Genomic DNA, 14,645 nt, shown 5'->3' with positions numbered 1-14,645 from the left:
TATTGGAAGAATTGTTGTCAAATCCCAAAACGCCCGGAGCGGGCTGCCGCAGGACTCTCCTGCTGCACAGCCACACTCCGGGCGTTTGTATTCCGTTTCTTCAGCGACTGTCAGTCGTTTGTCGCCTGATAAGCTTCGATCATGTCTGCAAAAAGTGTATCGAGGTCCACATGGTTCAGCTCTGCACCACGGGCGATGTTGTCCCTGTCACAGCCTGCCGCAAAGCGCTTGTCCTTGAACTTCTTCTTCACGGACTTAAGGTTCAGGTCCTGCGCGGACTTTGACGGATACATGCGGACAATCGCGCCAAGCAGTCCGGACAGCTCATCGCAGGCCCACAGGACGCATTCCATCTGATGTTCCGGCTTTGGAAGCGCCGGGTTATTGTCGGAATTGTGGGTCTCGATAACATGTGCAACCATCGGGCTGACACCGGCTTCCTGAAGCAGCTCTGCCGTCTTGACGGTATGCTGCACGGCATCCTGCCACTTCTCCCAGTCCAGATCATGGAGAAGGCCGCAGATCTTCCAGAACGCCTCGTTCTCCGGATCATATTTCCGAGCAAAGTATTCCATCAGCCTCGCAACCGTCTCGCCGTGGATGATGTGGAACTCATCCTCGTTATACTTCTTCAGAAGCGCCAGCGCATCCTCATAGCTGATCCCAGCGTCAAGCTTCTCGCCTGCCGGGACGGACGGTGTCTGCGGGACGGAAGCAGACGCAGCCTTTTCATCTGCATCGGAAGCCGCCGCAGACATCTCTTCTGGAGCCTTGTCAACATTGTCAACTTTATCAGCCTTGTCCTCTGCTGCAGGTGCATCTTTCTTCGGCGCTGCGTTTTCTTCTGCCGCTCCCTCGTCCTTCTTTGCGTTGAGGGACTTCATTGTGGGGAACAGGAGCACATCGCGAATGGCGGAGCTGTTCGTCAGCAGCATCACAAGTCTGTCAATGCCGTATCCGATTCCGCCTGTCGGCGGCATGCCAATCTCCATGGCATGAAGGAAATCCTCATCAGTGTGATTGGCTTCCTCATCTCCTGCAGCGGCAAGCGCATCCTGCGCCTTGAAGCGTTCTCTCTGGTCAATCGGGTCATTCAGCTCAGAGTATGCATTACACATCTCACGGCCGTAGATGTACAGCTCGAACCGCTCGACAAGGGACGGATCCGACGGTTTTCTCTTGGTCAGAGGGGAAATCTCAACCGGATGATCCATGATGAAGGTCGGCTGGATCATCTTCTCCTCGCAGAACTGCTCAAAGAAGAGGTTGATAATATCGCCTCTCTTGTGGCGCTCCTCGAACTCCACATTGTGGGCCTTTGCGACTGCCTTGGCCTCCTCATCGGTGCGGATCGTGCTGAAGTCCACGCCGGCGTATTCCTTCACCGCATCGATCATGGTCAGCCTGCGGAACGGCTTCGCCATGTCAATGACCGTATCTTCGTACTGGATGACGGCGCTTCCGCAGACCTTCTCCGCCAGATAGCGGAACATAGACTCGGTCAGCTCCATCATGCCATTGTAATCGGTGTACGCCTGATAAAGCTCCATCAGCGTAAACTCCGGGTTGTGACGGGTGTCCACTCCCTCATTCCGGAAGACGCGGCCGATCTCATAGACTCGTTCAAATCCGCCGACAATCAGACGCTTCAGATAAAGCTCCAGTGAAATGCGCAGCTTGACATCTTCGTCAAGGGCGTTGTAGTGCGTGACAAATGGGCGAGCAGCGGCGCCGCCGGCATTCTCGACCAGCATCGGGGTTTCGACTTCCATGAAATCGCGCTTATCGAGGAAGTTGCGGATCTCCTTGATGATCTGCGACCGCTTCTCAAATGTCGTCCGGACGTCCCGGTTCATGATGAGGTCCAGATACCGCTGACGGTACCGGATGTCAGTGTCCTGAAGGCCATGGAACTTCTCCGGCAGCGGAACCAGGTTCTTGGAGAGCAGCGTGACCTGATCTGCGTGGACCGAGATCTCGCCCATCTTCGTGCGGAACACCGTACCCTTCACACCGATGATGTCGCCGATATCGTACTTTTTGAAATCCTTGTAGGAATCCTCGCCAACCTGATCGCGCGCCACGTAAACCTGAATGCTGTCATAGCGGTCCAGGACATCGCAGAAAGAGGCCTTGCCCATGACACGCTTGGACATCATACGGCCGGCAATCGACACTTCCTTCCCTTCCATCTCATCAAAGTGATTCTTGATGTCGGTGGAGTGCTCTGTCTGGTCGTAGGTCGTGATCCGGAACGGATCCTTTCCTTCCTCCTGCAGGGTCTTCAGCTTCTCTCTCCTGATCTTCAGAAGCTGATTGAGGTCCTGCTCTCCGCTGTTCTGTCTCTGGTTCGCCACTTTCTGCCTGTCCTCCGTCAATTCCTTACTGCTGATTTCTCTCCACGCTCAGGATCTCATACTCGATGACCCCTGCCGGCGTCTCAACTTCAACCTTGTCGCCTGCCTTTTTGCCGGAAAGCGCTTTCCCGACCGGAGAGTCATCCGAGATGAAGCCCTCCAGCGGGTTGGCCTCGGATGAGCCGACCACATTCAGCTCCATCGTCTCGTCCATCTCGATATCTTTCACGAGCACCTTGCAGCCGATTCCGATCCTGCCGTCGCCGACATTGGTGACGATCTCGTGGTTCTTCATGATCTGCTCGATCTCTTCGATGCGGCCTTCCATCTCGCTCTGCTCGTCCTTCGCCGCATCATACTCTGCATTCTCCGACAAATCGCCCTGCGCTCTGGCTTCCTTGATCTTGTCGGCGATCTCCTTGCGCTTGTTGACCTTCAGGTCTTCAAGCTCTGCCACCAGCTTATCAAATCCTGCCTGCGTCAGGCGCGTCTTTTTGATCTCTGCCATCTTGCGTTACACCTCTCCGGAACCCATGTTTTCCGCCCATCTGGCGGGTTTTTCCATCTGATCTGCCGTCCCTTTGCACCGGGGACCCGCACAGTCAGTGCAAAATTATAGCGTAATGCAAGGGTAAAGTCAACTTAACGAATGTGTTCCGCACCCGTCCGTACGGCCCCGTTTTCCGCTCCGTCAAGCAGGTTTTCCAGCTCATCCAGCGTGGAAATGGAGCTGGACGCGCGTCTCAGCATGGCGGAGTGCGGCATGCCGGCCGTGTACCAGGCAATGTGCTTCCGCATCTCACTCATGGCTGTCCGCTCGCCCTTCTGCCGGACTGCCATTCTGGCATGCCTCAGGATCTCTGCCTTCACCGTCTCCATATCCGGCTGCCCGGGATCGACTCCGGTCTCCTCATAGGTCAGGATCCGGTGAAAGATCCAGGGGTTGCCACGCGCCGCTCTGGCAATCATGATGCCGTCACAGCCTGTCTCACGGACAAGCGCCTCGGCCGACAGCGGATCTGTCACATCCCCATTGCCGATGACCGGAATTTTAACGGCCTCCTTCACCTGCCGGATGATCTCCCAGTCCGCCTGCCCCGAGTAGAGCTGCTCCCGCGTCCGGCCATGTACCGCGATGGCCGCGGCTCCGGCCTGTTCCGCGATCCTTGCGATCTCAACCGCATTCACATGGTTTTCATCCCAGCCCTTGCGGATCTTCACCGTCACCGGCTTGCGCACGCGCTTCACCATGGCACTCACAATGTCGTAGACCAGCCCGGGATTATTCATCAGGGCGCTGCCCTCCCCGTTTTTGACCACCTTCTGAACCGGGCAGCCCATGTTGATGTCGAAGAGGTCAAATGGCCGGTCCTCGATTCGCTCCGCCATCGAGGCCATAATCTCAGGATCATTTCCAAACAGCTGAAGCGAGACCGGGCGCTCCGCCTCGGTTGTGACCATCAGCTCGTCCGTGTGCCTGTTTCCATAGTAGATGGCCTTCGCGGAGATCATTTCCATGCAGACGAGCCCGGCGCCCTGCTCCTTGCACAGAAGGCGGAAGGACAGATCGCTGACGCCGGCCATCGGTGCAAGGATCAGGTTGTTGGGGAGCATGACGCTCCCGATCTGCAGGGTCTTTCTCATTCCAGCTGCCATGCCTCCAGGTCGAGCGGCTGATGCAGGACGACTGCCTTATAGTAAAGCTCCAGCCCGTTCATCATGTCACGACGCTGTTTCTGAATCTCCTTGACCTCCAGGGCGGCGCCGATCTCATCGTAGTTGTAATCGGACGCCTTCGCTTCCGTGCGGATGCTTAGTTTCCCGTCCTTATCGAACTCAAACAGGATAATGCCCCCGATATCCTCCGTGAACAGTACACAGATGATATGAAGCTGATCCTGGATATCCTTCGGAATGCCTTCAAACGACTTGTTGAAGAAATATTTCTTTTCATATGCGCTGGCTGCGCACAGAACAACGGTTCCGTCTCCGGCACGCTGCGCCGACCGAACAGTGTCCCTTGTGTCCCTTGTGTCCTTTGTTTCCTTATGATTCTCTGCCATTCTGTTCCCTTATATTTCTAATGTTTCCTTTGACACTGTAATCATACATATCCGTAGATGCCCCGCACGGAGACCTCGCCCGACCAGACCTTCACCGTCTTTCCGTCGTCATCCCGTTTCACAAGAAGCTCGCCCTCCGGGTCGATTCCAAGCGCGGTCCCGGTGTAGGCGCCCTTCGGATCCAGCACGCGGACCTTCTGATTCAGATTCAGCAGCTCTTTGTTGTACATCTCCTGAAGATCGGTCAGATCGCCCCGCTTTTCGAACAGATCGTAGTATTGCTCAAACAGCTCGATGACTCTGCACAGCACCTGTGCTCGGTCGACAGGATGCCCCAGCTCAAGCTCCAGTGAGGTCGCGATTTTCCTGATCTCCTCCGGAAATGAGGTCAGATTCGCGTTGATACCGGTTCCGATGACGACATAGTGGACACCATCCACCTCCGCGCTCATCTCTGTGAGGATGCCGCAGATCTTCCTGCCATGGATCACGACATCGTTCGGCCACTTAATTCCTGCCGGAAGGCTGTAGAGCTGCCGGATGGCATTGCAGACCGCAAGTCCCTTGACAAGTGTCACCATGGAGATACGGGACGGCGGAAGCTTTGGCCGCACCAGGATGGTGAACGCAATCGCGCTTTTCGGCGGTGTCACCCAGTGACGTCCGCTCCTTCCCTTCCCGGCTGTCTGCTCATCTGCGATCACAATTGTCCCGTCCGGAGCCTGTTCCTCGCCGAGCTTCTTCGCATACTGGTTGGTGGAGTCAATCGTAGAAAAGTAATAGAGCTTCTTTCCCATCCACTTCGTCCGGAGCCTGGACGCAACCTCCTCCGCCGCGATCGTATCCGGACAGCCTGTGATGCGGTACCCCTTGTTCGGAACCGCTTCTATGACATATCCATCCTCCCGGAGAGACTGGATCGCTTTCCAGACAGCCGTCCTGGAAACTCCGAGTTTTTCACAGAGCGCCTGGCCGGATACATAGTCATCCTCATCCCTCAGCGCCCGGAGCACCTTTTCCTTCATGAGCCTGCGCTCCCCCTTCAACCAAAGTCTCCCTGCCCTCATTCAGACAGATCTGTGCCCAAAAGCAGGCCGCCGCTTCCAAAAACAAGTCTTCCGGCTATCAGGCAAACAGCTGCGTTCCGAGTACGAGCCCCGCCGCCACCGCGACCAGCATCGCAAATACCGCGAATGTCCACTTTTCCCGGAGGCTGAACTCCACAGCCAGGCTGACATTCAGAACAATGCCAAGGAATGTCACGATCTCCTCCTTCAGCAGCTCTTCCCGGTCTCTTGTCAGGAACATGATACCAAGCGCCAGGATGAAAAGGGACAGAAAGAGCGTGGTCTGCTCTGCGGCCCGCCGGTATTTCAGCTGTCCTTCCCTGAGTTTCTCCTCGTCTTCCTGCATCCTTTCGCCCTGTCCTTCCTGAACGTTCCCTGGCCGGATCTTTCACTGGCGCAGCCGCCATCCGCCTGGCCATTTCCATGTGGGACCAACCCACACCACACGCCCTACTCTGTGCTGCGCTTCAGCCGGATGCCTCGCCTTCTTCATACGGAGCCAGCCCCGCACTGCATGCCCCCGAAGCCGGCTTCCCTTATTATCCGACGACTTACAGCGTCAGATCCATCACGGCCTTGATGGTGTGCATCCGGTTCTCGGCCTCGTCGAACACAACCGACTGTTTCGACTCAAAGACCTCGTCTGTGACCTCCATTGCGTCGAGTCCGAACTTGTCGTGGATCTGTCTCCCGATCCCGGTATTGAGGTCATGGAACGCCGGCAGGCAGTGCATGAAGACTGCTTCCGGCTTTGCATTCGCCATGGCCTTCGCGTTCACCTGGTACGGAAGAAGGGCATTGATTCTCTCCTCCCAGACGCTGTCCGGCTCGCCCATGGAGACCCAGACATCGGTATAGATGACATCCGCCCCGCTCGTTCCTTCCTGGACATCCTCCGTCAACGTGATCGTGCTCCCGCTTGCCTTCGCGTATGCCTGGCACTCCTCGACCAGCTGTGGGTTCGGGAAGTATTCCTTCCTTGTGCACGCGGTGAAATCCAGTCCCAGCTTGCTGCAGACAACCATCAGAGAGTTGCCCATGTTGTAGCGCGCATCGCCCATGTACGTCAGCTTCAGCCCCTTCAGTTTTCCGAAATGCTCGCGGATTGTGAGCATGTCCGCCAGCATCTGGGTCGGATGGTATTCATTTGTCAGGCCATTCCAGACCGGGACGCCGGCATCCTTCGCAAGCTCCTCAACGATGTTCTGTCCATAGCCTCTGTACTCAATTCCGTCGTACATGCGGCCCAGAACTCTTGCGGTGTCCGCGATGGACTCCTTCTTTCCGATCTGGGAGCCTGTCGGGTCCAGGTAGGTGACATGCATGCCAAGGTCGTGTGCCGCAACCTCAAAGGAGCATCTGGTTCTGGTGCTGGTCTTCTCAAAGATCAGCGCGATATTCTTTCCCGGATGATTCTGATGCGCGATCCCCGCCTTCTTCTGCTGCTTCAGCTCCTCGGCGCGATCGAGGAAACAGAGAATCTCCTCCGGTGTAAAGTCCTTCAGTGTCAGAAAATTTCTGCCTTTCAGATTCATGTCAGGCACCTCCCTTATGCGTCTGTCTGCGATTCGTTTCATCTTATCGCAAATAAAACCCTCCCGCAAGGGGAGGGTTCCATACACGCTGGAGCAGGCCGGCAGGGCCGGCAGAAGCACAGAAAGGCTGAGCAAGGCAAGGAGGGTTCCATACACGCTCAAGCAGGCATCTGCCGGTCAGCTGTCTCAGGACTCACTGCGGCTCTGATGCTCAAGATCAGCGCTGATCTTCTGGGTTGTGACCGCTGCGCGCACGCCTTCCGCGCTGGTCTCGGAGGACAGGCACGGGTCCGCCTTTGGCGCCTGCCTCGGCTTTTCGCTGTGGTCAATCTTCGTCGCATCCCCGATTCCGAGCGCCTCGCCGGCAACGCCGAGCGCGGACACAAGATTTGAGATGTCAGACGGCATAAAGATCTTGGTCGCACGTCCGTCGGCAACATTCTTCAGTGCCTCAATGCTCTTCAGCTTCAGGACAGTCTCGGAAACATTCGCATTCTTGAGGGCTTCCAGGCCGTCCGCCTCTGCCTGGTAGACCAGCTGAATCGACTTGGCGCGGCCTTCCGCAAGCGAAATCTGCGCGTCGCGCTCCGCTTCTGCGGCAAGGATCTTCGCCCGCTTGTCACCCTCCGCACGGGAGACGACTGCCTCCTGGTGCGCCTGCGCCTCCAGAACGGTCTGACGGCGCTCGCGCTCCGCGCGCATCTGTTTCGTCATGACCTCCTCGATCTCCTTCGGCGGCTGAATGTTCTTGATCTCGACACGGGTCACCTTGATGCCCCAGGCATCCGTCGCCTCGTCCAGCACCTTCTGCATCTTGGCATTGATCATTTCACGGGATGTCAGCGTCGCGTCAAGTTCCATGTCACCGATGATGCTCCGGAGCGTCGTCGCGGAAAGATTCTGGAGTCCGGCCATCGGATTCTCCACCCCATAGCAGAACAGCTTCGGATCAAAAACCTTGCAGAATACGACTGAATCAATCTGCATCGTGACATTGTCCTTCGTGATGACAGGCTGAGGCGGAAAGTCCAGCACCTGTTCCTTCAGCGAAACACTTTTGACAACTCGTTCGATGAACGGAACCTTGAGATGAAGACCTGCATTCCAGGTTGTCTTGTAGACCCCCAGCCGTTCAATGACAAATGCCCTTGCCTGCGGCACGATCCGGATGTTTGAGAAGACCAGCATCAGGATAATGACGGCAAGGAAAACCCCAAGCACAATCAAAACTGTAGAACCCATCTTTCATCTCCTTTCAATCTGTGTACTGTTGAACGATTAATACACTGTTTTTCATCGCACAAGCAAACGAAAGCAGTGCACGTGTTCACATTTTGTTCACAATTACATCATATGCTTTTCACAAAGACCCGCTATAGTGTGAACCATCAAATCAAGTGTTTCACCTGATTTGATACTTTTCATACTTCAGCCGGTCGGTGAAATTCCGGCCGGCACTCCCTCCAACTGAAACATACAGAAAGTGCCGCGGATGCCGGAATCGGCAGCGCGGCACTTTCCTGTCTTCCGGAAAATTCCCGAGCTGTCATCTCAGAATTCTGAACATTGTGACCGATCGCTGTGCGATTTACATAGATTTTATCACATGCGGCACTCTTTCGAAAAGTCCGGATTTTCCGCCCGATTTTCTGACAAGCCGGACCTGTTCCATTTCCATGCTGCGGTCGACCGCCTTGCACATGTCGTAGATTGTGAGCAGTGCAACGCTCACGCCGGTCAGCGCCTCCATCTCGACACCGGTTTTCCCGCTGCACCGGACTGTGCAGAGCGCCCGGATGCCAGGGCGGGCATCACGGTCTGCCGGCATCAGCTCAAAGTCCACCGAAGCCTTCGTCAGGTTCAGGATGTGGCAGAGCGGAATCAGTTCTGCTGTCCGCTTCGCACCCATGATGCCCGCAATCCGCGCCACGCCCAGCACGTCGCCCTTCTTCATGCCCCCGCTTCTGACCAGCTCAAAGCACTGCTGTGACATCCGGATGACACCCTCCGCTGTCGCCTCCCGGAGCGTGATATCCTTCCCAGAGACATCCACCATCACGGCATTTCCCTGCGCATCAAAGTGCGTGAACGCCGGCTCTGTATTTCCGTATTCCTCCTGCACGCTCTCCTTCTCCTCCTTATATTTCACACGCCGAAGCCGCAGTTTGGCCAGATGCAGGTGCTGCAGCCCAGGCAGAGTCCGCCCTCCCCGAGCGCGGCAATCTCGTCCGCCGTGATCCGGTCATTCGCAAGAATCCGCGGCAGCATCAGATCGAAGATGGTACGCTTTGCATACATCACGCAGCCCGGAAGCCCGCAGACGGTCACCGTTCTATTCCCTTCTGTCTGCAGATAGGACAGCAGGAACATTGCGCCGGGCAGAACCGGTGCACCGTACGTCACGATTTCCGCTCCGGTATTCCGGATTGCGAGCGGTGTCCGGTCATCCGGGTCGACGCTCATGCCGCCTGTGCAGAGCACCACGTCCGCCCCGAGACCGACCATCTTCCAGATGGCGGCCGTCGTCATCCGGTCATCGTCATCCGTGACCTCGTGCCCGACCACCTCCGTGTCGTACTCCTGGAGCTTCCTTTCGAGGATCGGCGTGAACGAATCCTTGATCCGTCCCTTATATACCTCCGAGCCTGTCGTCACAATCCCGATCCTCTTATGGACAAATGGATGAAGCGACAGGATCGGTCTGCCGCCTGTTGCCTCACGGACACATGCCGACAGATCGTTCATTTTCTGCTCCTCGATCACGAGCGGGATGATCCTCGTCCCGGCAAGCTTGTCGCCCTTTCGGACCGGTGTGTTTCCATGCCGCGTGGCGATCATCATCTGGGGTGTCCGGTTGACCAGCCGCAGCGCTCCCGAATCAACCTTGAACAGGCCGTCACAGTCAGCCGTCAGCTCGATCTTCCCTTCCTTTGGCTCGCTCGCGCTCATATGGGCGCCGATTGCCAGATCCCGCAGGACGGCAGCCGCCTCATCTTCATGGAGCATGCCTTCCTTCTTCTCCCAGACATAGAGATTCTCCTTCCCGATGCTCAGAAGCACCGGGATATCTTCCTTTGTAATGACATGCCCCTTGCGGAATGCGGGGCCCTTGAATGTTCCCGGAATGATCTGCGTCACATCGTGGCACAGCACCGCACCTTCCGCATCGACTGTCCTGATCAGCTTCATCTTATCCTCTCTTCTCCTGTTCTCTTCTCAGTTGTCTGCAGTCCCGCGCAGGATCCCCAGCCCGTGGTCCAGCGCCCCCAGAATAAATCCAAGGCTCTCCTGCACCGCTTTGACCGATCCCGGCAGGTTGACAATCAGTGTTTTCTTCCGGATAACGGACACGCCTCTCGACAGCATCGCATGGTCGGTCACTGCCAGCGATCTCACCCGGATCGCTTCCGCGATCCCGGGCGCATCCCGGTCCGCGACTGCCCGCGTTGCCTCCGGCGTGCAGTCCCGCTCCGAGAACCCGGTTCCACCTGTCGTCAGCACCAGGCTGACCTGTCTCTGGTCGGCGAGCCGCTCGAGCTCCCGCTCAAGCCTGCTCTGGTCATCCGGCAGCAGAATCGTCTCGACCACCTCATAGCCTGCTGCCTTCAGGACTTCGGCCGCCTTCGGCCCGCTTCTGTCCTCGTAGACGCCCGAAAATGCACGGTCGCTCAGCGTGATCACCGCTGCTGTATACGGCCGGTCCGGGTCAGGCGGAAGCACCCGAACACGGTCTCCCGGCTTCACCATCCCGCCCCGGACAACCTTCGCAAACACGCCGTCCGTCGGCATGATGCAGACCCCGACACGCTTTCTGATCTCGCAGGAATGATGGCAGGCCTTGCCAATCTGCGTCAGCTCGAGGAGAGCGCCCCCGGCAGCTTCCTCGTTTTTCAGGTCGGTTGCATGGACAGTCTCCTCAGTCAGGCTGTCTGCCGCCGCATGGACAGCCTCCTCAGCCGGGCAGATCAGGAAACGCGTCCCGACCGGAAGACTCCTGAAGTTGATCCCGGACACAAGCAGATTCTCCCCGAAGTCCCCGTCGCTCACGCCTGCGCCGCTCTTGTTGAACTCCTGGACCTTTTCCCAGGAAAGCAGGCTGACCTGCCTGTGCCATTTGCCGGCATGGGCATCCTTCTCAATGCCATAGTCCTCAATCAGGCGCGCCTCCTTCACCGGCTCCTTCCGGACGCCCTTCACGCTGCTGGTGCAGACCGCCTTCACTGTTCCCTCCATGTCTGGTTATCCTCCAATCTGGCTCATTTCATGATGCTCCGTCATCTGATCAGGTGTCTCAAAACAGTGGGCAGCCGGTTTTTTCAGAATCGCCGCCCGCATGACCTCCTCCAGCTGCAGATCCCTGTCCGGCCCCGCGCAGTCAACGGTCCGCTCCGCGCATCCAGCGGTCTGTTTCACACACCTGCCGCTGTCTGACGCTGCCCCAGGTCTGCTGTCCGGCCCCGCGTCCCTCAGCACTGCCCTGAGGTCCGCGCCCTGGTCGTAGCAGAGGCAGGTCTTCAGAAATCCGGTCGACGTCAGCCGAATCCGGTTGCAGGAAGAGCAGAACTTCCCGTGCACCGCGCTGATAAAGCCGATGCTGCCCTGATACCCCGGGATGTGGAAATACACCGCCGGCCCTTCCCCATGCTTTTTCGTTATTCTTTCCAGAGAATGACGCTCTGCAAAAGAAAAGGCCTTCTCCCTTCCGGCAGCCTCCCAAAGCAACTCCAGAGCGGCCTCACTCTCAGGTTCCAGATCCGGAAACGCCTCTGCAAGCCGGGCTATGAGCCTTCGGTTATCCGAATCCGGAAACAGCCGGCCGTACCCGATCGGCATCATTTCTATAAAGCGCACGTCCACCGGATGCTCCCTTGCAAATGAAATCAGGCTGAGAACATCTGTCCCCGGCATCGTCACGGCGTTCACCTTGACGCGGATCCCCCGCTTTGCTGCCTCAAGAAGCGCCGCGGAAGCCTCCTCTGCACCGCCCACCCCGCTGTCCCCGGTGATCAGCCGGTACTGCTGCGGGTCTGTCGTGTCAAGACTCACGTTGATGCCGTCCACGCCCGCCTGCACAAGCGCATCCAGATTCTCTCTCAGAAGAAGCCCATTCGTCGTCAGCGTCACCGTCTGGATGCCCTTGACCGCCTTCAGCGCGCCGATGAATGCCGGGCAGCCCCGCCGCACCAGCGGTTCTCCGCCGGTCACCTTCAGATGACGGATTCCAAGTCTTGAGGCGGCTCGTACAATCCGGAGAAACTCCTCGTACCGCAGGACATCCTCATGACACAGCTTGCCGGACATGCCGTCCGGCATACAGTACCTGCATCTCAGATTGCAGCGGTCTGTAATCGAGATCCGCAGGTAGTCAATTTCTCTTCCGAAACAATCTTTCATATCCCACTCACGCACCTTGCCGGTTCAGCATCTCCTGCATCTGACCCAGCAGCTCGTCGTCAATCAGACCGTCCGCCGGCTCAAACCCATACATGGTCTGGAACCGCTCGATGCAGCTTACCGTCTGGCGCCCGCAGATCCCATCCGGCGTCCCGCATAAGAATCCCAGTGCATTCAGAAGCTCCTGCACCTTCTTCACCGCTGCGCTGTCTGCCGAAGCGTTCCTTGTCTCCGCGCCTGCGGCAGCGTTCATCTTGTCGACAGCCTCCTTCAGGTCCTGGTAGCCATCCGGCAGCTCCAGACTGTAGTAGTCATGAAGCTCTACCAGCGCATAAGCACGGTTGTAATAGCCTGCCGAGTACAGCTGACTGGTCTTGTCCGCATCCTGCGTGTCTTTCCAGGCTGTCTCCGCCTTGTACTGCTTTCCAAGTCCCGCACAGTACTCGTCGCAGAGATACTGAAGATTCAGGCTCTCCAGCTGGGCGCCCTTGTACGCCTCGTAAAAATCCCGCTCCGCCTCCGCGCACCGGAAGCGGTATGCCCACAAATCGGATGCGGACATCTGGGCGATCTGGTCCGCGCTGCAGGTCCCGGCTTCAGTCTGTCTTTTCTCAAATGAAGCCCCGATATCCTTCAGAAATGTGGCTGTGTCCTTTCGCTGCGTCTGCGCGCTTTCCCCGCTGCCTGCTGCAGTGCTTCCACTGTCTGCATCGCCTCCACTGCCGGAACCAGCTATTCCTTGTGCATCTGCCCCTGATTCCGCATTTCCATCTGATGCGTCCGCTGGTGCAGCATCATCCGAATCCGCTGCGCTTCCGGCAGATGTTTCGCCATCCGCTGATGCTCCGCCGTTATTATCTGCGCTGCTTCCTGCAGCAGTCTGCGCCTGCAGCTCCTTCAGCTGCGCGCGCAGGCTCTCATTCTCAGATTCAAGACTTTGATAAGCCGCCTTCTGCTGTGCATTCGTCAGGTCTTCCCACTTCACCGTCACTGCCGATGCCGGATATGCCAGAAGCGCCGTACCCGCCGCGCATGCAGCAAAAAGCAGCGTCCATCTCTTCCCCCTCATGCCATCTTCCCCTTAACAGCTTTCCTCCGCAGGCCCCTCATCCCACGGTGTATCGGTGTATCCTGCCTCTATCTTATCATTCAGGACAACCTGCGGCAACCACACGGCGACATAGTGCGCCGCGCTTTACAGCTCCCTGCAGCTCAGAGAAACAGCTTCAGCAGCTGCATTTTCTCGAGGATAAAGATCGAGAGATCCATGAAAAGGTGCGCGATCAGGGTGCTCACAAGCACACCATTTGAAGTCAGCAGAAAGTCCACCCTGAATCCGTACCAGCACATGAACGCCGAGTAGGCCAGAAGGAGCAGCATGACCGGAAGCTTGGACAGCACGCCGGAAACCGTTTTTGTAAAATCCTGCCACGAAAAGTCAAAGTAGATGAACCGGCCCAGTGACAGGCTGATGAAGTAGATGATCATCGAGTCGTAGTTGGCATCCTCATAGATGAACTTGATGTACAGCAGAATCAGGATGATATAGAGGTTGCTGACCAGTCTCAGGGCTCCCTTGTCTTCATCCGACAGGTGCGGCAGCTGCACAAGGAAGCGGTCAAGGATGTTTGCGAAAAGCACCGAAAACATCAGGAAAATGACAAGTATCAGGTCCTTGTACTTGTCCCAGACTGCCCAGACCTGCGGCATATGCCAATCCACAATGTTGTAAAGGCTCAGAAACAGCAGGATCGATGTGCTTGAAAACACAAGCTCGTAAAAACTCTCAATGATGCTGATCCCCCTGTGGGCAGCTGCCCTCCTCCGGCTGTAGATGCGGCTGTTGACCGACTCCCGGTAGCGGACGTCATGCGCATACGCCTCCCGGTCATACGAAAAATGTTCCCGGATGCTTCTCTCGGTCGCCTGTCTCTGCTGCCAGGCAATCGTCAGCATGACGGCCATGACGGCTGCAAGCCCGATGATTGCCACAATCAGATACTTCCCGAAATTTGCCAGGTTAAAATAATGCTGGACATAGTATCGCCCCAGATCTGATGTCATGTCTCACCCTTCCTGATTGTCTCGCCATCCCCGAACGCGTCCACAACCTCCTCAGGCAGGAGCCGCACGAACGGCATCACGCTGCGCTTTCCAGACTGCCTCGCGGCAGCTCTGCTGTGCTGAAGTGTCGCGCACTGCATACCTTTCCCCGGTGCCGGCCCGGAT

15 protein-coding genes are annotated in these 14,645 nt (G+C 57.1%); all 15 read right to left on the bottom strand.

The features are described 5' to 3' along the window. Positions 1-110: 110 nt before the first annotated feature. Entirely contained in the window at positions 111-2,357 is a 2,247-nt protein-coding gene (lysS, locus tag FYJ35_RS08505) for a lysine--tRNA ligase (RefSeq protein ID WP_328597069.1), read from the bottom strand. 25 nt (positions 2,358-2,382) lie between these two features. After that, a complete protein-coding gene (greA, locus tag FYJ35_RS08500; protein ID WP_154525534.1) occupies positions 2,383-2,865 on the bottom strand; it encodes a transcription elongation factor GreA in 483 nt (160 codons plus the stop codon). 134 nt (positions 2,866-2,999) lie between these two features. Beyond that, positions 3,000-4,013, bottom strand: a complete 1,014-nt coding sequence (gene dusB / locus FYJ35_RS08495) for a tRNA dihydrouridine synthase DusB (RefSeq protein ID WP_235906468.1) — start codon at positions 4,011-4,013, stop codon at positions 3,000-3,002. Beyond that, positions 3,998-4,420: a DUF6145 family protein gene (locus FYJ35_RS08490; protein ID WP_235906467.1), complete on the bottom strand. Its 423-nt coding sequence runs from the start codon at positions 4,418-4,420 to the stop codon at positions 3,998-4,000. The genes dusB and FYJ35_RS08490 overlap by 16 nt, the downstream gene beginning before the upstream one ends. A gap of 41 nt (positions 4,421-4,461) precedes the next feature. Continuing rightward, a complete protein-coding gene (locus FYJ35_RS08485; protein WP_154525530.1) occupies positions 4,462-5,445 on the bottom strand; it encodes a biotin--[acetyl-CoA-carboxylase] ligase in 984 nt (327 codons plus the stop codon). Positions 5,446-5,545: 100 nt separating this feature from the next. After that, complete coding sequence (locus FYJ35_RS08480; protein WP_154525528.1) at positions 5,546-5,833, bottom strand: hypothetical protein; 288 nt, start codon at positions 5,831-5,833, stop codon at positions 5,546-5,548. Between the two features lie 205 nt (positions 5,834-6,038). Continuing rightward, positions 6,039-7,022 (bottom strand): ornithine carbamoyltransferase, encoded by a 984-nt coding sequence (gene argF / locus FYJ35_RS08475; protein WP_154525526.1) that lies wholly within the window; start codon positions 7,020-7,022, stop codon positions 6,039-6,041. Between the two features lie 186 nt (positions 7,023-7,208). Further along, positions 7,209-8,264, bottom strand: coding sequence for an SPFH domain-containing protein (locus tag FYJ35_RS08470; protein ID WP_154525524.1), 1,056 nt, complete (start codon positions 8,262-8,264; stop codon positions 7,209-7,211). Positions 8,265-8,610: 346 nt separating this feature from the next. Then, positions 8,611-9,144 (bottom strand): cyclic pyranopterin monophosphate synthase MoaC, encoded by a 534-nt coding sequence (moaC, locus tag FYJ35_RS08465; protein WP_328597068.1) that lies wholly within the window; start codon positions 9,142-9,144, stop codon positions 8,611-8,613. 23 nt (positions 9,145-9,167) lie between these two features. After that, complete coding sequence (locus tag FYJ35_RS08460) at positions 9,168-10,211, bottom strand: molybdopterin-binding protein (RefSeq protein WP_154525522.1); 1,044 nt, start codon at positions 10,209-10,211, stop codon at positions 9,168-9,170. Positions 10,212-10,238: 27 nt separating this feature from the next. Then, positions 10,239-11,255, bottom strand: coding sequence for an MOSC domain-containing protein (locus FYJ35_RS08455; RefSeq protein WP_154525520.1), 1,017 nt, complete (start codon positions 11,253-11,255; stop codon positions 10,239-10,241). A gap of 6 nt (positions 11,256-11,261) precedes the next feature. Next, positions 11,262-12,416, bottom strand: coding sequence for a GTP 3',8-cyclase MoaA (locus FYJ35_RS08450; RefSeq protein WP_154525518.1), 1,155 nt, complete (start codon positions 12,414-12,416; stop codon positions 11,262-11,264). Between the two features lie 7 nt (positions 12,417-12,423). Continuing rightward, positions 12,424-13,485 carry a peptidoglycan-binding domain-containing protein gene (locus tag FYJ35_RS08445; RefSeq protein ID WP_154525516.1) on the bottom strand — a complete coding sequence of 354 codons (1,062 nt, stop codon included), beginning with the start codon at positions 13,483-13,485 and terminating at the stop codon, positions 12,424-12,426. 143 nt (positions 13,486-13,628) lie between these two features. Next, positions 13,629-14,480 carry a hypothetical protein gene (locus FYJ35_RS08440; protein WP_154525514.1) on the bottom strand — a complete coding sequence of 284 codons (852 nt, stop codon included), beginning with the start codon at positions 14,478-14,480 and terminating at the stop codon, positions 13,629-13,631. Then, the gene (locus FYJ35_RS08435; protein ID WP_154525512.1) at positions 14,477-14,620 is read right to left on the bottom strand and encodes a hypothetical protein; all 144 of its coding nucleotides are present in this window, start codon (positions 14,618-14,620) and stop codon (positions 14,477-14,479) included. The genes FYJ35_RS08440 and FYJ35_RS08435 overlap by 4 nt, the downstream gene beginning before the upstream one ends. Between the last annotated feature and the right edge of the window lie 25 nt (positions 14,621-14,645).

Source organism: Porcincola intestinalis (genome assembly GCF_009696445.1).
GTDB lineage: Bacteria > Bacillota > Clostridia > Lachnospirales > Lachnospiraceae > Porcincola > Porcincola intestinalis.
The sequence above is the reverse complement of the archived record's forward strand: the minus strand, read 5'-3'. Positions and strand labels throughout refer to the sequence as shown.

What these genes read in the sequence shown, in the direction of transcription:
- greA (WP_154525534.1), bottom strand. Translation starts at nt 2,865, where the DNA reads ATGGCAGAGATCAAAAAGACGCGCCTGACGCAGGCAGGATTTGATAAG.
- dusB (WP_235906468.1), bottom strand. Translation starts at nt 4,013, where the DNA reads ATGGCAGCTGGAATGAGAAAGACCCTGCAGATCGGGAGCGTCATGCTC.
- FYJ35_RS08490 (WP_235906467.1), bottom strand. Translation starts at nt 4,420, where the DNA reads ATGGCAGAGAATCATAAGGAAACAAAGGACACAAGGGACACAAGGGAC.
- FYJ35_RS08485 (WP_154525530.1), bottom strand. Translation starts at nt 5,445, where the DNA reads ATGAAGGAAAAGGTGCTCCGGGCGCTGAGGGATGAGGATGACTATGTA.
- FYJ35_RS08480 (WP_154525528.1), bottom strand. Translation starts at nt 5,833, where the DNA reads ATGCAGGAAGACGAGGAGAAACTCAGGGAAGGACAGCTGAAATACCGG.
- argF (WP_154525526.1), bottom strand. Translation starts at nt 7,022, where the DNA reads ATGAATCTGAAAGGCAGAAATTTTCTGACACTGAAGGACTTTACACCG.
- FYJ35_RS08470 (WP_154525524.1), bottom strand. Translation starts at nt 8,264, where the DNA reads ATGGGTTCTACAGTTTTGATTGTGCTTGGGGTTTTCCTTGCCGTCATT.
- FYJ35_RS08460 (WP_154525522.1), bottom strand. Translation starts at nt 10,211, where the DNA reads ATGAAGCTGATCAGGACAGTCGATGCGGAAGGTGCGGTGCTGTGCCAC.
- FYJ35_RS08455 (WP_154525520.1), bottom strand. Translation starts at nt 11,255, where the DNA reads ATGGAGGGAACAGTGAAGGCGGTCTGCACCAGCAGCGTGAAGGGCGTC.
- FYJ35_RS08450 (WP_154525518.1), bottom strand. Translation starts at nt 12,416, where the DNA reads ATGAAAGATTGTTTCGGAAGAGAAATTGACTACCTGCGGATCTCGATT.
- FYJ35_RS08445 (WP_154525516.1), bottom strand. Translation starts at nt 13,485, where the DNA reads ATGAGGGGGAAGAGATGGACGCTGCTTTTTGCTGCATGCGCGGCGGGT.
- FYJ35_RS08440 (WP_154525514.1), bottom strand. Translation starts at nt 14,480, where the DNA reads ATGACATCAGATCTGGGGCGATACTATGTCCAGCATTATTTTAACCTG.
- FYJ35_RS08435 (WP_154525512.1), bottom strand. Translation starts at nt 14,620, where the DNA reads ATGCAGTGCGCGACACTTCAGCACAGCAGAGCTGCCGCGAGGCAGTCT.